General features: G+C 74.7%; 15 protein-coding genes and 1 pseudogene. 5 read left to right on the forward strand and 11 right to left on the reverse strand.

Annotation, left to right across the window (positions count from 1 at the left end; all coding sequences use genetic code 11):
* Positions 1-130: 130 nt before the first annotated feature.
* The 7 genes and pseudogenes from ACIQWA_RS03555 to ACIQWA_RS03585 form a co-directional block, all read right to left on the reverse strand.
* Positions 131-2,410 (reverse strand): pyridoxal-phosphate dependent enzyme, encoded by a 2,280-nt coding sequence (locus tag ACIQWA_RS03555; RefSeq protein WP_402477570.1) that lies wholly within the window; start codon positions 2,408-2,410, stop codon positions 131-133.
* Positions 2,400-3,404, reverse strand: coding sequence for a kinase (locus ACIQWA_RS03560; RefSeq protein WP_402477573.1), 1,005 nt, complete (start codon positions 3,402-3,404; stop codon positions 2,400-2,402). The genes ACIQWA_RS03555 and ACIQWA_RS03560 overlap by 11 nt, the downstream gene beginning before the upstream one ends.
* Positions 3,401-4,948, reverse strand: coding sequence for a lyase family protein (locus ACIQWA_RS03565; protein WP_402477576.1), 1,548 nt, complete (start codon positions 4,946-4,948; stop codon positions 3,401-3,403). The genes ACIQWA_RS03560 and ACIQWA_RS03565 overlap by 4 nt, the downstream gene beginning before the upstream one ends.
* A complete protein-coding gene (locus ACIQWA_RS03570; protein WP_402477579.1) occupies positions 4,945-6,540 on the reverse strand; it encodes a condensation domain-containing protein in 1,596 nt (531 codons plus the stop codon). The genes ACIQWA_RS03565 and ACIQWA_RS03570 overlap by 4 nt, the downstream gene beginning before the upstream one ends.
* Before the next feature lie 80 nt (positions 6,541-6,620).
* Entirely contained in the window at positions 6,621-7,379 is a 759-nt protein-coding gene (locus ACIQWA_RS03575; protein ID WP_402477581.1) for a thioesterase II family protein, read from the reverse strand.
* Between the two features lie 522 nt (positions 7,380-7,901).
* Positions 7,902-10,145: pseudogene (locus ACIQWA_RS03580) on the reverse strand (HelD family protein).
* A gap of 106 nt (positions 10,146-10,251) precedes the next feature.
* Positions 10,252-11,946 carry an ADP-ribosyltransferase domain-containing protein gene (locus ACIQWA_RS03585; RefSeq protein ID WP_402477584.1) on the reverse strand — a complete coding sequence of 565 codons (1,695 nt, stop codon included), beginning with the start codon at positions 11,944-11,946 and terminating at the stop codon, positions 10,252-10,254.
* A 237-nt stretch (positions 11,947-12,183) separates the two neighbouring features.
* Here ACIQWA_RS03585 and ACIQWA_RS03590 point away from each other — a divergent pair, with 237 nt between their 5' ends.
* Positions 12,184-12,897, forward strand: coding sequence for a macro domain-containing protein (locus ACIQWA_RS03590; protein ID WP_402477587.1), 714 nt, complete (start codon positions 12,184-12,186; stop codon positions 12,895-12,897).
* 77 nt (positions 12,898-12,974) lie between these two features.
* Here ACIQWA_RS03590 and ACIQWA_RS03595 read toward each other — a convergent pair whose 3' ends face one another.
* Positions 12,975-13,706, reverse strand: coding sequence for a TetR/AcrR family transcriptional regulator (locus tag ACIQWA_RS03595; protein ID WP_402477590.1), 732 nt, complete (start codon positions 13,704-13,706; stop codon positions 12,975-12,977).
* 101 nt (positions 13,707-13,807) lie between these two features.
* Here ACIQWA_RS03595 and ACIQWA_RS03600 point away from each other — a divergent pair, with 101 nt between their 5' ends.
* Positions 13,808-14,821 carry a zinc-binding dehydrogenase gene (locus ACIQWA_RS03600; RefSeq protein ID WP_402477592.1) on the forward strand — a complete coding sequence of 338 codons (1,014 nt, stop codon included), beginning with the start codon at positions 13,808-13,810 and terminating at the stop codon, positions 14,819-14,821.
* 90 nt (positions 14,822-14,911) lie between these two features.
* Here ACIQWA_RS03600 and ACIQWA_RS03605 read toward each other — a convergent pair whose 3' ends face one another.
* Both ACIQWA_RS03605 and ACIQWA_RS03610 read right to left on the reverse strand, forming a co-directional pair.
* Positions 14,912-15,652 carry a hypothetical protein gene (locus tag ACIQWA_RS03605; protein ID WP_402477595.1) on the reverse strand — a complete coding sequence of 247 codons (741 nt, stop codon included), beginning with the start codon at positions 15,650-15,652 and terminating at the stop codon, positions 14,912-14,914.
* Positions 15,653-15,698: 46 nt separating this feature from the next.
* Complete coding sequence (locus ACIQWA_RS03610) at positions 15,699-16,763, reverse strand: SUKH-4 family immunity protein (RefSeq protein ID WP_402477599.1); 1,065 nt, start codon at positions 16,761-16,763, stop codon at positions 15,699-15,701.
* Positions 16,764-17,016: 253 nt separating this feature from the next.
* On the opposite strand from ACIQWA_RS03610, the gene ACIQWA_RS03615 reads away from it, so the two are divergent.
* A complete protein-coding gene (locus tag ACIQWA_RS03615; protein ID WP_402477602.1) occupies positions 17,017-19,818 on the forward strand; it encodes a penicillin acylase family protein in 2,802 nt (933 codons plus the stop codon).
* 51 nt (positions 19,819-19,869) lie between these two features.
* Here the strand turns inward: ACIQWA_RS03615 and ACIQWA_RS03620 are convergent, their stop codons facing one another.
* Entirely contained in the window at positions 19,870-20,172 is a 303-nt protein-coding gene (locus ACIQWA_RS03620; protein WP_402477605.1) for a hypothetical protein, read from the reverse strand.
* Positions 20,173-20,300: 128 nt separating this feature from the next.
* On the opposite strand from ACIQWA_RS03620, the gene ACIQWA_RS03625 reads away from it, so the two are divergent.
* Both ACIQWA_RS03625 and ACIQWA_RS03630 read left to right on the forward strand, forming a co-directional pair.
* The gene (locus ACIQWA_RS03625) at positions 20,301-21,518 is read left to right on the forward strand and encodes a pyridoxal-phosphate dependent enzyme (RefSeq protein WP_402477608.1); all 1,218 of its coding nucleotides are present in this window, start codon (positions 20,301-20,303) and stop codon (positions 21,516-21,518) included.
* A 237-nt stretch (positions 21,519-21,755) separates the two neighbouring features.
* Entirely contained in the window at positions 21,756-23,111 is a 1,356-nt protein-coding gene (locus ACIQWA_RS03630; protein WP_402477887.1) for a hypothetical protein, read from the forward strand.
* Positions 23,112-23,157: the final 46 nt, after the last annotated feature.

The raw sequence follows: 23,157 nt of genomic DNA on the forward strand, positions 1-23,157 counted from the left end.
GGGGGGGGGGGGGGGGGGGGGGGGGGGGGGCCCGGCGGGGCCGGGGGCCCCCCCCGGGGGCGGGCCCCCCGGGGGGGGGGGGGGGCCCCCCGCGGGGGGGGGCCCCCCGCCCCTCCCCCGTACGCCGCGGCTACTCGGCCTCGACCACGACCGTCAGCTCGGCCAGCGCGGCGTCCAGCGCCCCGCCCACCTCCTCGGGGCCGTCCCCGACCGCGATCACGTGCCCCAGCCGGTCGTACGCCTCCCGCACCGGCCGCACCGCGCGCCCGGCGGCCGCCGTCACGGTGACCCGCTCCACCCCGGCGACCGCGGCCGCCCGCTCGACGCCCTCGACGGCCGTCAGCCGGCCCTGATCGGCGGCGATCAGGAAGCGGATCCCCGCCGAGCGGGACCGCTCCGGGGTCAGGTTCAGCGGCAGCCCGGCGGCGGCCCGGATCTGCTGGTCCAGCAGGTCGATGCCGGTCGCGGGCCGGATCAGCTCCGGGATCATGCCACCGGCCAGCCGGGCGTTGATCTCGATCACGGCCGGCCCGTCGGCGGTCAGCCGCAGCTCGACGTGCGCCGGGCCGCGCTCCAGGCCGACCGCCGCCAGGCTCCGCCGGGCGGTGTCGGCCATCGCCGCCGCCGTCTCCTCGGGCAGCACGGCCGGGAACAGGTGCCCGGTCTCCACGAAGTACGGCAGCTCGCTGACGGTGCGCTGGGTGATGCCGACGCAGTACGTCTCGCCGTCCGCCCGGAACATCTCGGCGCTGAACTCCGGCCCGGTCAGGTACTCCTCCACCAGCACCGTCCCGGCGCTGGCCTGGCCGCGCACGTTGCGGGTGACGGCCAGCAGCTTGCGGGCCTGCTCGGCGACGGTGGCGACGTCCTCGCACCAGAGCACCTCGTGCGAGCCGGACTCGTCCACCGGCTTCACCACGCAGGGCAGGCCCACCGCCGCGACCGCCGCCTCCACCTCGGCCGGGTCGCGCACCTCGGCGAACCGGGGCTGGCGCACCCCGTGCGCCAGCAGGGTGCGCCGGGTCGCCGACTTGTCCCGGCAGGCGGCCAGCGCCGCCGCCGGGTTGGCCGCCACGCCCAGCCCCTCGGCCAGCGCGGCCGACTGGACCAGGTAGTACTCGCTGGTCGTGGTCACGCCCGCCACCTCGCGGTCACCGGCCGCCACCTCGGCGGCCTTGCGCAGCGCCTCCGGGTCGTCGGTGTCGCAGACCACCACCCGGGCGCCGGTCTCCGCCAGGCCCTGGTAGCGGGCCGGGTCCACCACGAACAGCACCGGCTCCAGGCCGAGCCGCACGGCCGTGGTCAGCGCGAGCATGCCGGTGCCGGTGGTGTTGGACTCCACGAAGAACAGCAGCGGGCGCTCCCGGCGGGATATCCGCGCGTACGACCAGGTGCTGACCAGCTCGCCGTAGCGGACGGGGGTGGGCTCGGTGGCGATCACGGGGGCGTCGCCGGTCGTGGCTCCGGCTCGGGCGGCTGCGGTGCCGGACACCGCGGCGTCGGCGGCGTACACCGTGTCCACGTAGCGGTCGCCGCGGTCCGGCATGATGCCGACCAGCTTGGTGCCGGGCGCGGCGTGCGCCGCCAGGTGGGTCAGCACTCGGTAGACCGAGCCGGAGGTGTTCCCGGCGAAGATCTTCTGCTCCCGGGCCAGCGCCCGGGTCGCGGCGAAGGCCTCGTCGTCGGAGAGCCAGTGCACCTCGTCGATCAGCCGGTAGTCGATGTTGTCCGGGTAGAGGCTGTTGCCGAGGCCGGACTGACGCCGGGTCGGCACGTCGGGCTGGCCGAACAGCACACTGCCGACGGCGTCCACGCCGACCACCGTCAGCTCGGGGAAACGTTCCAGCAGGGCCCGGGACGTCCCGCACAGCGACCCGCCGCTGCCCACCGAGCCCACCACCACGTCCACCGTGCCGAGGTCGTCCACCAGCTCCTCGGCCAAGCCCCGGTAGGCCGCCGGGTTCTGCGGGTTGGAGTACTGCTGCGGCCAGAACGCGCCCGGCAGACCGGTCATCAGCTCGGCCAGCAGGTCCAGCCGGGCCGACTGCCAGCCCTGGTCTCCCATCGCCGACACCACGTGCACCTCGCAGCCCAGGGTGCGCAGCTTGGCCAGGGTGATCGGGTCGATCCGCGGATCGGTGACGATGTGCACCGGGTGCCCCAGGTGGGTGCCCACCAGCGCCAGGCCGAGCGCCATCGTCCCCGAGGAGCTCTCCACGATCGGCGCCCCGGGCCGCAGGGCCCCGGAGCGGCGGGCCTCGGTGACGACCTGCCGGGCCACCCGGTCCTTCATCGCGAAGGCGTTCGCCAGCTCCAGCTTCGCGTACACCTCGACGCCCTCCGGCGCGGGCACCCGCAGCCGGACCAGTGGCGTGTGGCCGATGGCGTCGACGATCGATTCATGCCGCATCAGCAAGCTCCATGTCCTGAAGGGTGAGGGCCCGCACCGTGCTGGTGGTGCCGGGCAGGGTCGAACAGGCCGCCAGGGCGGCGGCGAGCCGGGGCCCGTGGTCGGCGTCGCTCTCGTCCAACAGGACACCCAGCAGGGTGCCGCTGTGCGCGCACACCACCCCTGCGGCGCCGACCCGTTCGGCGATCGCCAGCACCGCGTCGAGGTTGCGCTTGGGCGCCAGCCGCTGGTTCAGCACCGCGCTGCGGCTGGTCACCGCCCCCACCCGGGCGAGGTCCCCGGCCCGCACCGCCGCACCCAGCTCGGCCAGCAGCTCCGCGTACTCGGCGCGCTGCGCCGGGGAGAACACCTTCGGCACCCGGTTGAACGCCACCGTGTCCAGCAGCCCGCCCTCGTCCACCGCGACCACGGTCGCCGCCGGCAGGCCGCCCAGGCGCTCGCGCAGCCGCACCTCGCGGTGCTCGAAGGCCACCACCTCGGGGTGCATCACCCCGTCGGTCGGCTCGATCGGGCGCAGCCAGCGCTCCACCTCGGCGGGCGAGGTGTCCAGGCCCACCGCGGCGCCGACCGCCCGCACGGTGGCCACCAGGTCGGCCGAGGAGCTGGCCATGCCCTTGCCGACCGGCAGGTCGCCGTCCAGCAGCAGCACCCCGCCGGCCGGGCGACCGCAGGCCGCGAGCATCGCCTCGGCCACCCGCCGGGTCTTGGTCTTGTGCGAGGGGAACACCCGCAGCGGGCCGCCCGGGTCGAGCCGGAAGCGGGCCCGCGCCCAGCGGTCGACCGGCAGCGTCACCAGGAACTCCTGGCCGCCGGGCAGGGCGCCCTGGAGCAGCTCGCCGAAGGTGCCGAAGGCGCGGGCCGAGCCGGTGCGCAGGTCGACGCCGGGGCGGGGGGAGGCGAAGGACGGGCGGCGCGGCGGCGGGACGGCTCCGGCGGACGGGGCCGCCGCCGGGGCCGGGGCCGGGGCCGGGCGCGCGGAGGAGGGCGGGGTCACCGCTGCGCCGGGGCGTCCGCCGGGGCCCCCGCCGGGGCGACTGCCGAGGCGTCTGCCGGGGCGTCCGCCGGGGCCGCGAGCAGCGCCGCGACCTCGTCCGCGGCCGCCCGTACGACCGCGGCCCGCTTCGCCCAGCACTCGGTCAACCGCTCCTGCTCGGCGCCGAGTTCGGCAAGGGTGGCGCGGACCTGGTCGGGGTGGGTCGAGCCGACCGAGGTCTTGGCGCGCAGGCCCGCCTCGACGCTCAGCGAGGCCGCCAGCAGCTCCTGCGGCCCGGCCAGCCGGTGCCCGGCCTCCTCCGCGACCGCCGCCAGCAGCGCCGCGTCCCCGTCGGCCGGGGCCAGGCCCTTGTCCAGCGCGGCCCTGATGTAGCGCCCGGCGATGATCTGCGCCGTCCGCCAGGGCACGCCCTCGTCCAGGGTCAGCCGGTTGGCCAGGGTGAAGCCGCCGAGGAACTCGCCCTCGCAGGCCGCCCGCATCCGGTCGGCGCGGAACACCAGCCCGGTGACCACGGCGTGCGCCAGCCGCAGGGTCGAGCGCAGCGCCTCGGTCTGCACCCGCAGGTGGGCGCCGGCCTCCTTGGAGACCTCGACGGTGTTGGTGTACGGGGTGTTGCGCTGGGCCGCCGCCAGTTCGGCCGCGCTGCCCGCGACCAGCGCGCAGCGGCCGCGGATCCGCTCCAGCACGGGGAAGTTCTTCTTCTGCGGCATCGCGGCGGAGATCCCGGACAGCTCGTCCGGGAGGTCCAGGAAGCCGTGGGCGCTGCCGCCCCAGGCCATCAGGTCGGTGGTGAAGCGGCTCAGCGCGACGGCGAAGTTCGCCGCCTCGGCCGCGATCGCCAGCGCCCAGCCGCGCGAGGCGACGGCGACCAGGGCGTGCGGCTGGGGCCGGGCGAAGCCGAGCAGCCCGGCCATCCGGGAGCGGTCCCAGTCGAGTTCCTGCCCGGCCATGCTGCCGGCGCCCAGCGGGCAGGCGTCGATCTCGTCGTACGCGGCCAGCAGTCGGCGCACGGCGGTCAGCGTCTCGCTGGACAGCGCGGCCAGGTAGAAGCCGGGGCTGATCACCTGGGCGGCCTGGGCGTGGGTGTAGCCGGGCATCGGCACCTCGACGGCGCCCGCGGCGAGCGCCCGGACGGCCGCGTCGAAGGCCAGCAGGTCGGCGGCCAGCGCCCGGACCTGCTCACGGGCGGACAGCAGTTGGGCGCAGACCTGGAGGTCGTTGCGGCTGCGGTCGGCGTGCCAGGCGGCGAACGGCGCGACCGGGCCGGCCGCGACGTGCCGCTCCAGGGCGAAGGAGATGTCCGACATGTTCTCGCTCGGGTTCGCCCGGATGCCGTCCTGGTCGACCGTGTCCAGGCGGGCGGCGATCGCGGCGGTGCCCGCCCCGTCGACCAGCCCCATCCGCCGGTACTCCAGCAGCAGCACCTTCTCGATCGCCACGTAGTGCCGCAGCAGGTGCTCGGCCTCGTAGGCGAACTGGGGTGCCAGCACCTCCTCGTGCCACACCTCGCTCGGGATGCCGACGATCCGACCGGTCACCGTCATTGCGTGCTCCTCAGAAGAACCGATGGGGCGGACCGGCCCTCGCCCGGACCCTCCGGCCCGGCCGGTCCGAGGCTGCCGGTGGGGAAACTCTCGGCCCGGCCGTCCCGCCGACCGTCCCGCCGGCCGGGGTGCCCGGCCGCGCCGGGTGCCCGGCGGGCGGCGGCCGCCGCGGGCAGCCCGGCCAGCGGGGCGGCCGGTTCGGCGAGGCCAGCGGCGAGCAGCGCCAGGAAGTCGTCGAGCAGTGCGCGCGCGGTGGCGGGGGCGAACAGCTCGGTGTCGTACACCAACCGGGCGGCGCGGTCGGCCACTTCGAGCAGCAGGTCGTCCTCGGCATAGCCGCAGGGGGCGCCGAGCTCGCCCTCGGCGAGGTTGAAGGCCAGCTGGTGGACGGGCGCGCCCGGCGCCTGCCCGGCGGACAGCTGCCCCAACTCCGGTACGGGCAGCTCCTGGTGTTGCCAGGCGGCGGAGGCGACGCCCTGGACGCGCTCCACCAGCGCGGCGAAGGACGGGTCGCCGGAGGTGTCCAGCCGCAGCACCACCTGGCCGGCCAGGGCCCCGACCAGCGACAGCGTCTCGGGCCGGCGCCGGCCCGAGACGGGCACGCCGATCAGGTGGTCGGTCCGGCCGGAGCGGTGGTGCAGCAGCGCCGCGTAGCCGGCCAGCAGCACCGGGGCCGGCGACCCACCGAGCCGGTGGGCGCCCGCCCGCAGCGCGGCCGCCAGGCCGTACGGGAACTCGGCGCGGACCTCGGCGCCCGCGAAGGCCCGGGCGGCCGGGCGGGGCCGGTCCAGCGGGAGGCCGTGGCCGGTCGGCCGGTCGGCCAGCCGGGCGTGCCAGAACTCGGCCGTGTCGGAGGGGAGTTCCCGGCGGAGTTGCTGCTCCCTGTCGAGGTTCCCGTCCCGCTCGTGCTGCCGTTCCCGCTCGTACTGCCGGCCCGCCCGCTCGTGCTGCCGGTCCCGCTCGTACTGCCGGCTCGCCCGCTCGTGCTGCCGGTCCCGCTCGTACTGCCGGTCCGCGAGGTCGGCGAAGTCCAGCAGCCGGTCCGGCAGCACCGGGGCCCGGCCCTGCTCCTCGGCGGCGCACAGTTCGGCGAGCTCGGCGTTGAGCAGGAACAACGAGGCCGGGTCGCAGACCAGTTGGTGGGCGACCAGGACCACCGCCCAGTCCGCCTCGCCGAGCCGGACCGCGACGGCCCGCCACAGCGGCGCCCGGGCCGGGTCGAAGGGCAGCACGGCGGCCTGGTCGGCGAGCTCGGCCAGCCGCTCGGCGCGCTTGCCGTCGTCCGGGCCGCTGAGGTCGGTGAACTCCACCGGCAGCTCGATCGCCGGGTGCACCACCTGCCGCAGTTCGCCGTCCAGCACCCGCACCGAGGTCCGCAGCGCGGTGTGCCGGGCGGTCAGCGCGGCCAGCGCCGACCGGAGCTGCTCCTCGTCGACCGCGGCGTCCAACCGGAAGGTGTCGGCCACGTGCTGGAGCAGCAGGCCCCCGGAGCGGCGGCCGGTCCGCCAGACCAGTTCCTGGCCGTGGGCCGCCCGGGCGATCCGCTCCCCCTCCGCGCCGGGCCCGGCCGACCCGGTGGTTCCATCCGCCATCGCAGTTCCTGACCTCGTCGTTCCAACCGTCGCGGACCGGGGCCTGCCCGTCTCGCGGCCCCCTGCCGGGGCCCGCGGCATCAGGCCACGGGGCTCCCGATCCCGGCACGGACGGCCCGGCCGATGGCGTCCAGGTTGTCGTCGAGGAAGAAGTGACCGCCCGGCAGGACGTGTTGGGCGAATGGTCCGGTGGTGTGCGCGGCCCAGCCGGCCGCGTCCTCGGGTCGGGCCGAGGCGTCCTCGTTGCCGACGAAGGCGGTGATCGGCACCGGCACCGGCGGCTCGTCACCGCAGTCGTACGCGTCCAGCCAGCCGAAGTCGGCCCGGCAGACGGGCAGGACGAGTTCCAGCAGCTCCGGCTCGTCCAGCACGAAGGCGGGCAGGCCGCCACCGCGGACCAGCCGCTGGAGCATGGCGTCGTCGGGCAGCGCCGACAGGCCGTCGAAGATGTCGTCGCCCCGCGGCTGGTCGGGCCGGGGGCAGCCCGACACGAAGAGGTGGACGGGCAGTTCGGCCCCGGCCCGGCGCAGCCACCGGACCACCTCGAAGGCGAGCAGGCCGCCCATCGAGTGGCCGAACAGCGCGTACGGGCGGTCGGTGGTGGCCGCGACGGCCTCGGCGATCCGGTCCACGTCGACGGCCGCGGGCTCACCGAGTCGGCGCTCCCGGCCCGGCAGGGCCAGCGCGGCGACCTCGACCTCGGGGCCGAGCGCGGCGGGCCAGCGCGTGTAGATGGACGTGCCGCCCCCCGCATAGGGGAAGCAGACGAGCCTGACCGGCGCCTCCGGACGCAATTCTCGGGAAACGAACCATTTGTCGGGGAGTATCTGGCCGTTCACGGGCGCCATCCAGGAAGTCCGGCTTTTGGCCCGAGGTCGTCCGGAAAGTCCATGGTCTCCGAAGCGGCCTTTCTGGAAAAGATGTCAGAACTCATTCGATCCGTCACTGGATCGCCGCTCTGCGGAGGCCGGTTGTGCCGCCTGGTCGGTTCTGCCATCGAGGATGATGAATAGTGTGCCGATCAACCGCTGATGACTGTACCTCAGCTGAGTGAGCACGCTCAATAGTTGGCGATAACCGGCCAGCCCCCGGCAGCGCCCCCTCCCGAATGGGCCGTTTCGACAACCCGCCCACCGCGCCCGGGAATCGGGGGCGCAACTCGCGGGGAACTCGCATTGGCTTATCCGGCGGCGCCCGTGCGGTACGGCCCGGCGGCGGGCGGGCACGACCGCGAGGGCGCCGAGCCGGACGGGGCGAGGGCCGCCGCCGCCCGGACGGTCGGTCCACGAACCCGAACTCCCGGGCGACGGCGCGGAGAACGGGCGTCAGCACGCCGGGGCCGGGGGCGGTGGCCGGCCGGTTCAGCCCCCGGCCAGCGGGCCCGGGAGCGGGCGGGTGTGCAGGAGGTCCAGCCGGGACACCGCGCGGGTCAGCACCACGTACAGCCGGTGCAGCCCACGCGGTTCGGCCTCCGCGATGGCGGCCGGCTCCAGGGCGATCACATGGTCGTACTCCAGCCCCTTGGCGAGCGAGGCCGGCAGCAGGGTGACCCGGGCCGCGGGGGCGGCCTCCTCGGCCGGGGCGCTCGGGATCCCGGCCGCCCCGAGCGCGGCGCCCGCCCCCGCCACCGCCGCGTCCGCGGCGATCACCGCGATCGAACCCTCCCGCTCCAGCGCGGCGCGCACCGCGGCCACCAGGGCGTGTCTGACAATTCGCGTCGGATCAGCGCGCGGCGTTGGGGTGCGTGCATCGCAAGGCGGAGGAGGGAGTCCATGCGGAGCATCGGCGACTGACGACAACGCGGCGAGGTGCGTGCCCCAGCGTCGCGCGCCCGGCGGGAATTGTCAGACACGCCCTAGCGCCGCGTCGAGGTCGGACACCGCCCGGACGGCCACCTCGCCGTCCCGGCGCAGCGAGACGGCGGGCGGCACGTCCACGTCCAGGGCCGGCAGCAGCCGGTTGGCCAGCGCCGTCACCGCGGCGGGGACCCGGTAGCCGGTGGTCAGCGGCACCAGCGCGGCCTGCGGCTTGCCCAGGTGGGCGAGTTGCTCGCCCCAGCCGCGGGCCGACCAGGGCGCGGTGGCCTGGGCGAGGTCGCCCAGGACGGTGAGCGAGCCGAAGGCGCTGCGCCGGGCGATCGCCCGGCACTGCATCGGGGAGAGGTCCTGGGCTTCGTCCACCACCACATGGCCGAAGCTCGCCGGGCGCTCGATCAGCCCGGCCAGCTCGTCGAGCAGCAGCAGGTCGGGCTCGGACCACTTGGCGCTCCTCTCCGAGCGCGGCGGCCGACACCAGAGGAGCGCGGCCTGCTCCTCGGCGTCGAACAGGCCCTCCGCCGCCTCGGCCAGCACGGCGGGGTCGCCGAGCAGCGCGGCCAGCACGGCCTCCGGGCGCAGCGCGGGCCAGGCCGCCTCCACGAACGCCGCGACCGGTCGGCAGCGGCCGACCTTCTGCTGCCAGGTGGCGTTCTTGACGTCGGTGCGGCGTTCGGCCTGCTGCTGGAGCAGGGCCACCACCCGGGCGCGGAGGTTCTCCCGCCCGATCGCGTACGGCGGTGCCTGCCCGCGGACCTCGGCCACCAGCCGGTCGAGCCGCTCGGCGGGGACCCGCCAGCGGTAGGAGCCCTCCGGGACGGCCAACGGCTCGGCGCCGGTGGTCCTGATCCGGCCGTACAGCGCCCGGCGCAGCACCTCCGCCATCCGGGCGTCGTGCTTGAGCGCGGCGGCCCGCGCGTCGTCCACCGCGGTGGCCGGGCGGGTGGCGACCAGGTCCTCCACAGTGCGCTGGGAGACGTCGAGCTCGCCCAGCGCGGGGAGGACCTCCGCGATGTAGCGCAGGAAGGTCCGGTTGGGGCCGATCACCAGCAGGCCGCTGCGCCGGATCCGCTGCGGGAAGCTGTACAGCAGGTAGGCGGCGCGGTGCAGGCCGACGGCGGTCTTGCCGCTGCCGGGCGCGCCCTGGACGCAGACCGACTCGGCCAGTTCGCCGCGCACCAGCGCGTCCTGCTCGGGCTGGATGGTGGCGACGATGTCGCGCATCGGCCCGGTGCGCGGGCGCTCGATCTCGGCGGCGAGGAGGCCACCGGGGCGGCCGGGCCCTGACTCGGACCCGGGTCCGGTCGCCGTGTCCAGCCGCTCGTCCTCCAGCCCGGTCAGGTCCTCCGGTCGGCCCGGGCTCGACGGCGCCCAGCCGAAGCGTCGGCGCCCGGCGAGCCCGAGCGGGTCGGTGGCGCTCGCCCGGTAGAACGCCCGGGAGACCGGGGCCCGCCAGTCGATCACCAGCGGTGGCGCCGTCGGGTCCTCGGAGATCCGCTGCCGCCCGACGTAGTAGCGCTGCCCCCGGTGGTCCCCGGCACCGGGCCCGTCGCCGAAGTCGAGGCGGCCGAAGAAGGCGGGGCTGTCCGGCAACTCCCGCATCCGTTTGGCGCGGGTCCGCAGGTAGCGGCCCAGCGCCTCGGCGCTGGCACCGTCGCCCGAGACGTCCTCCCCGGCGACGACCTGGTGGGCGGCGTCCTCGACCTGCCGGGCCATCGCCGCCCGGCAGGCCTCGACGTGGGCCCGCTCGCGCGCCAGCTCACGGTCGAGGTCCTCGGCTCCTGTCGTCATGGCTTCCTCCGCGCTCGACTCGACTGTCGTCCGAAGGATCCAGCTTAGCTTAACCCGGTAAAGATATTAACTTGGTCGGATGCCCGCTCGTGGACGGGTCGGCGGCTCAGGACACCAACGGCGCCTCCGCAACCTCGGTCAGCGTCACCGTGCACAGCCCGCCGCGCTGGGCCTGCACGTCCGTGACCTCCAACTGGGTACCGGGCAGCAGGATGTACTCCTCCTCGCCCGTGAACGCCGAGAACCGCTGGATGCCCGTGGCGCGCAGCGGCCGCACCTCGAACAGCGTCCGCTTGCCCCGGCTGCCCAGGAAGGACTTCGCCACGCCCAGCTCGGACGTGCAGGAGGACACCCCCCACCACGTCACCGTCCGCCCCAGCGGGTACTGCTTGCGCAGGTCCAGCGCCACCCCGCGCCAGAGCGGCTCCGTCCGCACCGGCAGCTGCGACACCGCCGCGAACAACAGCCGCAGGTACGGCAGGTACGGCACCAGCCGGGCCCGGTCCGGGGAGCGCAGCACCGCGTTGATCTCCCGGTAGAACGCCGACTCGCAGGTGTACAGGTACAGCGCGGCGATCGCGTCCGCGGACAGCCCGTCGGGCATCCCCGCGCCGCCGTGCCCGTCCGACCTGCCGGCCACCTGCCCGGCCGCACGCTCGGCCGCCCACTCGTCCGCCCGCCGCTTGCCGAACTCGTGCGACAGCGTGACGTGCCGGTCCAGGCCGCGCAGCAGCTCGGCCACCGGGGCCACCGCCGCCCGGAAGTCCATCAGCGGCGTGTCGAACACCCCGCTGATGGCCGGGAGTTCGAGCCCCTCGTCCTTCACGCCGGCGAGCCGGTCCAGGTACAGCTGGTGCAGCTCCATGGTGGACGCGATGAACGCGCCCATCCGCTCGGCGACGCCGCCGTCCGCGCCCCCGACCGCCGCCGCGCCGGCGTCCCAGCCCTTGCTCGGCAGCCAGTCGATCCCGTCCGCGCCGAGCGAGCCGAGCGCGGCGTTCACCGCGGCGAAGTGCTCGTTGTCGCAGAAGATGTCGCCCTGGGCCGCCGGGTTGGCGTGGTCGATGTGCCGGACCTCGACCGCCGGGTACTTCTTCTCCAAGCGCTGCACCACACTCTTCAAGCTGCGTGCGTGCGCACCCCACCAGGCGAAGACCACACCCCGGTCCTCCTCCCCCGCCTCCTGCTTGGCCCGCAGGATCTCCTCCACGATCCGCTCGGCCACCGGCCGCCAGAACCCGGTGTGCTGCTCCGGGCCCATCGCGCCGTCCGCACTGGCGGTCAGCGCCGCGTTCAGCAGCAGCACGCCCTGGGTCAGCATCGCCTGGAACCACTCCGGCGGCTGGACCGTCTCCTCCTTCTTCAACAGCGCGCGGATGTCCGCGATCGGCGTCTTCTTGGGAATGCCGTACTTCCACATCGCCGCGGCCTTGATGATGCAGCGGATGCTGATCACCCGGCCGAACTGGCTGTCCTTCCAGTCGTGGAAGGCGTTGTCGAACATCGCGATGCCGGTGGCGCTCTCCGGGCGCGGGTACGGGTTCTGCCCGAAGACCACCACCTTCCACCGGTGCGGGGCGTGCGGCTTGAGCGCCTGGAAGGTCAGCTCGCGGACCGGCACGACCTCCGGGCTGCGCGCCGGGCCGATGAACGAGGCCGCACCGGACTGCGCCTCGATCACCGGCTTGAGCACCGGGAGCCACGGCTCGCCCCCGCCGTGGAACAGCTCCGCGAGGGCCAACGGGTCGTTCGGGTCGTGCTTTTCGGGCTGGTTGGTGGCGGAGGTGTCGGCAGCGCTCATGGTGGTACTCCGGCTGGTCGGGTCACGGAAGGCATCGGATGACGGTCCGTCAGCTTTCCGGCGGACGACACATTCCTAACAGTCGGCACTGACAATCCGGCCCGACGGCCCACCTGCCCGAACGACCCCAGACGGCCCCGGGCGGCCCCGGACGGATTGTCAGTGCTGCGCGCTAGCGTCGGGAACGACAGGAAGAACGACAGGGAGAACCCCTCCCCGTACGAAAGGAGTTGCACCATGACGACGAACCGCTCGCAGCCCCTGCTCAGGGTGGTGCTGACGGACCTCAACGCCTCGGTGGTCGAGTCCTGGCGGGCCGCCTTCGCCGACACCCCCGGCATCGAGATCCGGCAGGGCTCGATCCTCACCGAGCAGGTCGACGCCTGGGTCAGCCCGACCAACTCCAAGGGCCGGATGGACGGCGGGGCGGACGCGGCGATCAAGCGCCACCTCGGCGCGGGAATCCAGCTCAAGGTGCAGCGGGCGATCCGCGACCAGCACGCGGGCACCCTGCCGGTGGGCAGCGCGGTCTGCGTGCCCTCCGGTGCGGTCAACCCGAGGTTCCTGATCTCGGCGCCCACGATGCAGACCTCCTCGCAGAACGTGAGCGAGACGCTGAACGTCGCCCTCGCCTGCGCCGCCGCCTTCCAGGCCGTCCACCGGCAGAACCGGCTGGCGCCGGACAGCATCCGCTCGGTGGCCCTGGTCGGCATGGGCGCCCGGACGGGGCGGGTGCCGGCCCGGGTGTGCGCCAACCTGATGTGGACGGGCTACACCCTCTTCAACGACCACCACTTCGAGGACGACGACGAGCTGCGGGCCACCATCCTCGCCCAGCTGGACGACCTGGAGCAGGCACCCGCCACCACCCGGGTCCGCATCGCAACACCCCCGGCCCGCAGCCGCTCCCAGCGGCAGCCCGGCTCCTCAGCAGTCCCGATACGTCAGTAGCCCGGAATCGCCCCGTTCCGTCGGCAGTCCGGCACCGTCAGCAGTCCGGCGCCGAGCGGCGCGCCCCCGCCCGGTCCTCAGTCCGCGACGAGCGCCAACCGGATCCAACGCTCCGCCTCCACGGTCGCGGTCGCCACGTCGAAGGCCTCCGGCGCGGCCGCCGCCTGCACCACCAGCCCCTTGAGCAGCCCCACGAAGGCGAACGCGAAGGCCCCGGCATCCACCCCGGCGCCCACCCCGGCCCGCAGCTCGCCGTCCGCCACACCGTGGCCGATCACGTCCGTCTGGCCGAGCACGTCCACCACCCAGGCGCGCGTCCGGGCGTCCAGCTCCGCCACCGCCGGCGTCAGCTCGGAGGTGCCCGCGAGGGCCTCGGCCCCCAGGACCACGAAGGCCCGGCCCAGGTCCGTCGGGTTCCGCACGCCCTCCAGCACACCCCGGGCGAAGCGGCACAGCTCCTCCGCCGCCCCGGCGCCACTGCGCTCGGGCGCGGCCGCCGCCATCGCCTCGGCCAGCGCCTCCTCCTGGAGCCGGGCGAGCAGCGCGGCCTTGGAGCCGAAGTAGTGGGTGGCCAGGCCCCGGCTGAACCCCGCCTCCTCCCCCACCCTGGCCAGGGTGACCCCGGTGCTGCCGTGCTCGGCGATCAGCCGGGCGGCGGCGGCGATCAGCGCCGCCTCGGCGTGGGCGCGGCGCTCGGCCTGGGTACGGCGGGGCTGGGCGCCCTGCGGAGCGGTCGCGCGGGCTGTCGTCGCGCGGGCCGTCGTCGTACGGGCGGTCGTGCCGGTGGCCGGGTCATCGTGCGTGGGCATGGCACCATGCTAGGGTTGAACTTGCTTGTTGGCTAACAAGCAAGTTTGGGGTGGCGAGGCACTCCCCCGGCCCCGCCACCCCCGGCAGAAGGGAAGTCCCGATGACCGCCACGATGCTCGCCGGCCGCCTCGACGTCACCAAGGGCGCGTTCGCCGTCGAGGAGGTGCCCGTCCCGACCCCCGGACCGGGCGAGGTGCTGATCAAGGTCGAGGCCGCGGGCGTCTGCCTCTCCGACGTCCACCTCATCGACGGCACCCTCAAGCCCTTCCTCCTCCAGGGCGACAAGGTCACCCTCGGCCACGAGGTCGCGGGCACCGTGCACTCCCTCGGCGCGGGCGTCACCACCGCCGCCGTCGGCGACCGGGTGCTGCTCCAGGCCGGCGAGACCCGCAACGGCCGGGTGCACACCCGCGGCGTGGACTACGACGGCGGCTGGGCCGAGTACGCCCTCGCCACCGCCACCACGCTCGTCCCGATTCCCGACGAACTCCCCTTCGAGCAGGCCTGCTTCATCCCCGACGCGGTCTCCACCCCGTGGGCCGCCATCACCGGCACCGGCGCCGTCCGCCCCGCCGAGCCGGTCGGCGTCTGGGGCGTCGGCGGGCTCGGCGCCCACGGCGTCCAACTGCTGCGCGCCATCGGCGCCTTCCCGATCGTCGCCGTCGACCCGCTGCCCGCCGCCCGCGAGCGCGCCCTCGCCTTCGGCGCCGACGCCGCCCTCGACCCGGCCGACCCGCAGTTCGCCGACCGCCTGCGCGAGGCCACCGCAGGCCGCCCCCTCGCCGCCGCCTTCGACTTCGCCGGTGTCGCGCCCGTCCGCGAACAGGCCGTGGCCGCCCTCGGCGAACGCGGCCGCCTGGTCCTGGTCGGCCTCACCGACAAGCCGCTGACCATCACCAAGGGCACCATGGTCAGCTACCTGCGCCAGCAGATCCTGGGCCACTACGGCTCCGACGGCCAGGACGTCATCGACCTGGTCGACCTGGTCCGCGGCGGCCGCCTCGACTTCGCCCGCTCGGTCAGCGGCACCTTCCCCCTCGCCGACGCCGCCCGCGCCGTCGAGGCCCTGGAGCGCAAGGAAGGCAACCCCATCCGCCTCGTCCTCAAGCCCTGACCCGGCACCCCACCCCCGCACCTGCCCGACTGAGCCGGGCAAGGCCCCCGGGTCGGCAGCCGCCCCCACGGCTGCCGACCCACTGGCGTCCTACTCCACCGGCGACACGTGCAACACCGGCTGCACCTGCTGCACGTCCTGCACCGACACGGCCTCGACCGGCCTCCCCGTCGCCTCCCGGTAGTACCGGACCCGGAACACCCCGGACAGGCCCGCCGTCACCGCCAACCCACCGCCCAGGCACACCACCGCGCCCGCGACCAGCAGCGCACCGAGCACCCGGTCCTTCGAGGTGAGGCCCAGGACCAGGACCACCAGCGACGGCATCAAGGTCAGCACCACCGGCAGGGCCAGCCAGCCCGAACCCCGGGCACTCGCCCAACCCTCACGCCGGTACACCTCCCGGGACCTCCGCAGCGCCTCGCGGACCCCGACATCGTCGAGCACCAGCGCCGGCAGCACCAGGTAGCTCGCCATCAACCAGCCGACCCCGACCAGCAGCACCGCCCCCACCAGCATGGTGAGAGCCCCGCCGACCGCCCAGCCCGCGATCACCGGCAACCGCCCCGCCGCCCGCGCACAACTGGAGCCGACCCCCACCGCCCGCCCCCGCAGAGCGTCATCGGCCGCGATCAGCATCGCCGCATTGCCGAAGGTCACCAGGAACAACAGCACCACCAGCCCGGCGACCCCGACCACCAGGCTCCCCCCGAGCAGCACCTCCGCCCACACCACCGACGCGGCGACCCCACCCACCACCGCCACCGTGAGCCCCGGCAGGAGCAGCAGCCTCTTCCGCCGCCACACCACCGCGGCCAATCGCCGATCCACCGGCCGACCCCCTACTCCAGCTGCTCCAACTACTCCCACAATCCGACTACTCCAACAAACTGCCCATGTGCCCGTCGTCGATCCGGATCGGCCAGAAGTGCTCCTCGCTCGCGAAGGCCTCCGGGTCGATCGCCCGCAGCGCCTCCTCGGCCGCGCCGTCGAACAGCTCGCACGGGTCGAACACCGACCAGGGGGCTTCCTTCCGTGCCCGGTACGCCTCCTCCCGGGCGGCCCGCAGCCGGTGGAAGGTCCAGAGCGTGTACAGCAGCGCGGAGAGGTCCTGGTGCAGGTAGGCGGCCGTCCCGCCGTCGCCCCACACATCGGTGAGCTCGACCCGCCCGGTCGCACCGTCGAGCAGTACGTCGAACTCGTACATCCACCCGCCGAGCACCGGGAACCCCCGCTGGTACGCCCGGTCCGAGGGCTCCTCCTCGTCGCCCTCCTCCGGCTCGTAGCCCTCCAGCGGCCCCTCGGCGTCCACGGAGAGCACGCAGTCCTCGGACACCGGCAGCCCGACCTCGACCAGCAGCCGCCGGGTCGGCCCGTGGGTCACGCTCGCGGGCAACTCGTCCTCCCCGAACCGGCGGACGGTCCCCTCCCCCTCCGCCGTCGCCAGGTCCTGCACCAACCCGGGCGTGACGGCATACGCCAACTCCCCCGCCCCGCCAGCCTCGGCACCCCACGCCAGGGCACGGACCGTCAGCGCCGCCTCCCAGTGCGCGGGCCGACCGTCCGTCCGCCGGTACAGCTCCGGATCGGCCTCGCGCAGCCGCTGCCGCCCGGCCGCCACGAGCTCGGCAACCCCCGCCGGCCCGTACTCCCGTCCCCCACCGAGCCCCTCGACCACCCGCGCCAGCGCGACCAGGCACTCCACACGGCTGGCCAGCAAGTCCCGCCGCAGCACCCCGCCGTCGTCCGGCCGCCCGAGGAACACCTCCCCGCTCACCCCGTCCACCAGCACCGCCGCGGGCCCCTCCCAGCCCTCGTACCGGGCCTCCCCCAGCAGGTGCAGCCCCTCGACCACCCGCAGCGGCTCCTCCCCCGAAGCCCCCACCTCCAGGCACGCCCGCCCCCAGCACGCCTCACCAGCAGACAGCAGCTCCCGCCCCACCACGCACCCCTTGCCCCGCCACCGTCACGACGGAAGATCACCCACTACCGCGAGCGACCCTAACCGACCCCACCGACATCCGTTCCCGCCGGAGGCCATCCGCTCCCTCGCCCCGCGGCCCAAGGCTCCCCAACGTCTCTCACCGTCCCCCAACTCCGTTGCATCACCCGCGAAATGGCATGCACGGCACTAGCCAACCGGCCAGTAGCACCCCTACCGTCGACTCCCCGTGGCTTCGACGGAGGAGCTCGCCTTGCCCCCACGCACCCGCCGCCCCCACCCCCTCCGGCTCGCGGCCGTCGCGCTCGCGTCGGCCCTGTTCGTGACCGCCGCCCTGACCGCGCCCGCCACCGCCGCCCCCACCCCGGCCGCCGCCCCCGACTACTGCGGCGGCCACTGCACCGACATCCTCCCGCCCGGCGAGAACGGCAACGCCACCCTCGCCGAGATCCTGCTCAACCGGATGTTCGGCAGCCGCCCCGCGCACACCGACGACCAGCTCGGCCCGTACTCGGCCCTCGCCTCCGGCTACCCGGGGCTGACCGAGGCCGGGTTGCGGAACTTCTTCAACGACGCCTCCTTCGGCGTCCCCGCCGACCAGGTGGCCAGTACCGTCAGCCCCCGCCCGGACGTGACGATCGTGCGCGACAAGGCCACCGGTGTCCCCCACATCAGCGGCACCACCCGCTACGGCACCGAGTTCGGCGCGGGCTACGCCGCCGCGCAGGACCGGCTCTGGGTGATGGACCTGTTCCGGCACGTCGGCCGCGGCCAGCTGTCCGGCTTCGCAGGCGGCGCGGCCGCCAACCGGCAGCTGGAGCAGAGCTTCTGGCAGGCCGCCCCGTACACCGAGGCCGAGTTGCAGCAGCAGATCGACGCGCTCGCCGCCCGCGGCGGCCGGGCCACCCAGGCGCTCGCGGACGCCACCGCGTACCTGGACGGCATCAACCAGTACGCGAGCCAGGCGTACAACGCCCGGACCTTCCCCGGCGAGTACGACCTCACCGGCCACATCGACCCGATCACCAACGCCGGTTCGATCGAGCCGTTCAAGCTGACCGACCTGGTCGCCCTGGCCTCCGTGGTCGGCGCGCTGTTCGGCGCCGGCGGCGGCGGTGAACTCGCCTCCGCCCAGGTGAGGTCGGCCGCCGAGGCCCGGTACGGCAAGGACGCCGGGGACGCGCTGTGGAAGTCCCTGCGCGAGTCCGACGACCCGGAGGCCGTCCGCACCCTGCACGACGGCCAGAGCTTCCCGTACGCCACGGTGCCGGACGCCCCGCAGGGCCAGGCCCTGCCGGACCCGGGCTCGGTGGTGCCGGAGAAGGTGGTCTACGACGCCACCGGCTCGGCGAACTCCGCGACCACGAAGGCGGACGGCGTCCTGCCGGGCAACCTGCTCACCGCCAAGCACGGCATGTCCAACGCCCTGCTGGTCTCCGGCGCGCACACCGACGACGGCCACCCGGTCGCCGTGTTCGGCCCCCAAACCGGGTACTTCGCCCCGCAGTTGCTGATGCTGGAGGAGATCCAGGGCCCCGGCATCAGCGCCCGCGGCGCGGCCTTCGCGGGCCTCAGCTTCTACGTGCAGCTCGGCCGCGGCCAGGACTACGCCTGGAGCGCCACCTCGGCCGGGCAGGACATCACCGACACCTACGCCGTCCCGCTCTGCACCACCGACGGCTCGCCGGTCACCACCGCCGCCAACTCCTACCTCTGGCACGGGCAGTGCCTGCCCTTCGACCGGCTGGAGCGCAAGGACGCCTGGAGCCCGACCACCGCCGACTCCACCCCGGCCGGCTCCTACACCCTGGTGATGTACCGCTCCAACTACGGCCTGGTGACGGCCCGCGGCACCGTCGGCGGGGCGCCCGTCGCCTTCACCTCGCTGCGCTCCACCTACCGCCACGAGGCCGATTCCATCATCGGCTTCCAGGAGTTGAACGACCCCGGCGCCGTGCACGACGCGCCGAGCTTCCAGCGGGCCGCGCAGGACATCAACTACACCTTCAACTGGTTCTACGCCGACTCCCGCGACATCGCCTACTACAACTCCGGCAGCAACCCGGTGCGCGCCCCCGGGGTGGACGCCGGACTACCCGTACTCGCCCGACCCGCCTACGAGTGGGCCGACTTCGACCCGGCCACCAACACCGCCCGGTACACCCCGCCGGCCGAGCACCCGCAGTCCGTCAACCAGGACTACTACGTCTCCTGGAACAACAAGCAGGCGGACGGCTACACGGCCGCCGGCTTCGGCAACGGCTCGGTGCACCGCGCCAACCTGCTCGACGACCGGGTCAAGGCGCTGCTCCAGGGCGGCGGCAAGGCGAGCCGGGTCACCCTCACCCAGGCCATGGAGGGCGCCGCCCTGGCCGACCTGCGGGCCGAGGACGTGCTGCCCGACCTGATCCGGGTGCTGCGCAGCGCCCCGGTCACCGACCCGGCCGCCGCCACCGCCCTCCAGCAGCTGGAGGCCTGGCTCGCCGACGGCGCCCAGCGCAAGGAGACCGCCGCGGGCAGCCACGCCTACGCGGACGCGACCGCGATCCGGGTGATGGACGCCTGGTGGCCGCTGGTCGCCGACGGCGTCATGCGGCCGGGGCTCGGCGATCAGCTGTTCTCGGCGCTGACCGGTGCGCTGCAGATCAACGAGTCGCCCTCCGGCGGCCAGACCGGCGCCACCGGCGGCGGCCCGGTGAGCGCCAACGAGGCTATCCCGCACAAGGGTTCGGCCTTCCAGTACGGCTGGTGGAGCTATCTGGACAAGGACCTGCGGGCCGTCCTCGGCGACCCGGTGGCCGGCCCGCTGGCCCGCCCGTTCTGCGGCGGCGGCGACCTCACGGCCTGCCGCACCGTGCTGCTGACCACCCTGGCCAAGGCCGCCGCCCAGACCCCGGCCCAGGTCTACCCGGGCGACGCGGACTGCACGGCGGGCGACCAGTGGTGCGCCGACACCATCATCCAGCGGCCACTGGGCGGGGTGACGGACGCGAAGACCACCTGGCAGAACCGCCCGACCTACCAGCAGGTGGTGCAGTTCACCACCCACCGCTGAGCCGGGACGAACGGCCGCCGGTGCCCCCTCACACGGGGGCACCGGCGGTGCTCATTCGACCCGCTTGGCCGCGTCCCGCTGATCGCCTCTCAGGTGGCCCGCCTCGTCGCAGAGCCGCTTGCCCGCAAGCCGGTAGGTCTTACGGGTGTCCGGGGTGTTGATGCGGGCGGTCATCGCGGCGGCCAGCTCCCCCGCAGCGTCGACCAGCGCGGCCAGCGATCCCAACAGCTGAGCCTCCTCCGCCGCCGGGACCTTGTCCCGCCCGTTGTCCCGCGCCTTCGGCAGCGCGTTCTCCCGCAGCTGCCGCCGCGCCTCGTCGACCGCGTCGACCATCGCCCGTATCCCGCTGTCCATCTCGCCTCCCGACTCCTGTCCGACCTCGGGCGCCCGACGCCCGAGGTTCGGCACCCCGTGAGTGTCCCCTGCCGAACAGGATTCAAAAACCCGCCCGGTAGCACCCGAAAGCCACCTAGGCTGCTTACATGGCAACCTCGGACTCCCTCGCAACCGGCCAGCGCTCGCTCGGCGACCCCACCCTCGACTACCCCCTCTGGCCGCCGCTGACCTCGGGCTGCCCGCGCACCAGCACGGAGGACGTCTCCTACCCCGTCGAGGTCGACTACGCCTACGACAAGGCCGACCCGGAGACCCTGTTCGCGCCCGTGCAGACCCGCGGCGGCCTGGAGCGCTGGGCCCCGCTGCTGCCCCCGCTGCTCGCCCCCGGCCTCGGCGAGGGCGCCACCCCGCTGGTCGAGCTCGGACCGGGCGTGTACGTCAAGGACGAGTCCCGCAATCCGACCTGGAGCCACAAGGACCGGCTGAACCGCTGCACCACCAGCGCCGCCGTCGGCGTCGGCGCGCCCGGCGTCGCGGTGGCCTCCTCGGGCAACCACGGCGCCTCGGCGGCGGCCTACGCCGCCCGCGCCGGGCTGCCCTGCGTGGTGTTCACCGGCCCGGACACCCCGCCCGCCGTGGACGCCTTCCTCAACGCCTACGGCGCCGTGGTGCTGCCCGTCCCGTGGGAGGCCCGCTGGCCGCTGCTGCGGCAGGTGGTGGAGCGCTTCGGCCTGCACCCGGTCAGCAACCTGACGACCACCCACACCGGCCACGCCTTCGGCCCCGAGGGCTACAAGACCGTCGCGTACGAGATCTTCCAGGACGTCGGCGTGCCGAGCGCGGTGTTCGTCCCCACCGGGTACGGCGAGCTGCTCTACGGCGTCTGGAAGGGCTTCACCGAGCTGCGCCGGCTGGGCCTGGCCGACCGGGTGCCGCGGATCTACGCCTGCGAGTCGGCGGCCTCCGGGCCGCTGCACCGGGCGATCGCCGAGGGCGCCCCGGCGGCGCACGTGACGGTCGGCCCGAGCAACGCGTACTCGATCGCCTCCCCGGTGAGCGGCTACCGCGGCGTACTGGCGGTGAACGGGAGCGGCGGCGCCGCGCTGACCGTGGACGACCGCCAACTCACCGACGCCCAGCGGGAGCTGTCCCGGGCCGGGCTGTGGACCGAGCTGTCCGCGGCGGCCGGCCTGGCGGGGCTGCGCAGCCTCGGCGCCGACGCCCCGGCGGACGGCCCGGTGGTCTGCGTCTCCACCTCCAGCGGCTTCAAGGACAAGGGCATGGGCAGCCGCCCGACCGCCCCGGTCACCCCGACCTGGGAGGAGGTCGAGCGCCGGCTGCGCGCGGCCGGGATCTCCGGCTGACGCCGCGCTTCGAAGTCCACGGAACCGGGCCGGAAGCCTGCTGTTCGTCGTACCGTTCGCTGACGTAGGGTCGGCGTTCGCCCACGCACAGCAGGCTTGCTCCGCCCCAACTTTCCCCGCGCCAACTTCCCCGCGCCAGCTTCCCCACCCCAACTCCCCCGCGCCAACTTCCCCGCGCCAACTCCCCTGCGTCGAAGGGCTGTCACCGTGCTCCTCCCAACCCGCCGTCTGCTGCCGCTGGCCGTCGCCGTCGCGGCGGTCCCGGTGCTCGCCCTCCCGGCGGTGCCCTCCGCCGCCGCCTCGTACGGCACTCCGACGATCACCTTCTCCGCCGGCTACCTGTCCGGCGCGGTGGGCGCCACCGGCGACCCGACGGTGGGCGTCACGGTCGCCCAGAGCGGCGCCCCCGCCTCGGCGCTGACGGTCGCGGCCTCGGCCAGCACCAAGGCTTCGGTGGCCCGGACCGGCGACGTGACGGTCACCGGCGGCGGCGCCACCCGCACCCTGGCGGTCGCCGCCCGGGGCGTCGGCTACACCGACCTGACCGTCAAGGTGACCGGGCTGGGCGGCAAGACCGCCACCCGCACCCTGCACTACGCCGCCTCGGCCGCCGTCCGGGACTCCGCCGCGAGCCGCTACCTGACGGGCTCCAGCGACGCCTCGGCCGCCGTGGACGCGGGCGGCGGCTACCTCCTGGTCGGCGACGACGAGTCCAACACCCTGCGGCTCTACGACCGCGCCAACTCCGGTGCCGCGGTGCGCAGCTGGGACTTCAGCTCGGCGCTCGGCGTCAGCAAGGAGATCGACATCGAGGCCGCCGCGCGGGTCGGCGACACGATCTACTGGACGGGCTCGCTGGGCAACAACAAGGACGGCAAGGTCAAGCCCGACCGGCACACCCTGTTCACCACCAGGGTGACCGGCTCCGGCGCCGACACCCAGCTGTCGCTGACCGGTTCCTACCAGGGCTTGCGTGACGACCTGATCGCCTGGGACAGCGCCCACGGCGACCGCTACGGCTTCGCGGCCGGCGCCGCCGAGGGCCAGGCGCCCAAGCAGGTCGACGGGTTCAACGTCGAGGGCCTGGAGTTCGCCCCGGGCAGCTCCACCACCGCGTACGTGGGCTTCCGCGCCCCGCTCACCCCGGCGGTCACCGGCGGCCGGGCGCTGCTGGTGCCGGTCACCAACTTCTCGTCCCTGTTCGACGGTTCGGGCACCCACGCGACCATCGGCGAGCCGATCGAGCTGGACCTCGGCGGCCTGTCCGTCCGCGACCTGCGCCGCAACGCCCTCGGCCAGTACGTGATCGTGGCGGGCTCCTGGGCGGCCGAGGACAACTCCGCCCCGTACGCGCTCTACCGCTGGGACGGCCGGCCGGTCTCCGAACCGGTGAAGCTGCTCGACCTGCCCACCGGCGACGCCGGCGCCTGGGAGGCCGCCCCGGACCTGCCGGACCTCGACGCCCCGGGCGCCCGCGTCCAGCTGATCACCGACAACGGCTCCGCCGACCTCTACGGCGACGGCACCGACGCCAAGGACCTCACCCACCCGGAGTGGAAGAAGTCCCGCAGCACCTGGCTCACCCTGGGCTGACCCGCAGACCCACAGCCTCGCAACCCCACAGACCGGCCCCTCGGCC

It is taken from the genome of Kitasatospora sp. NPDC098652, from assembly GCF_044760155.1.
Lineage (GTDB): Bacteria > Actinomycetota > Actinomycetes > Streptomycetales > Streptomycetaceae > Kitasatospora.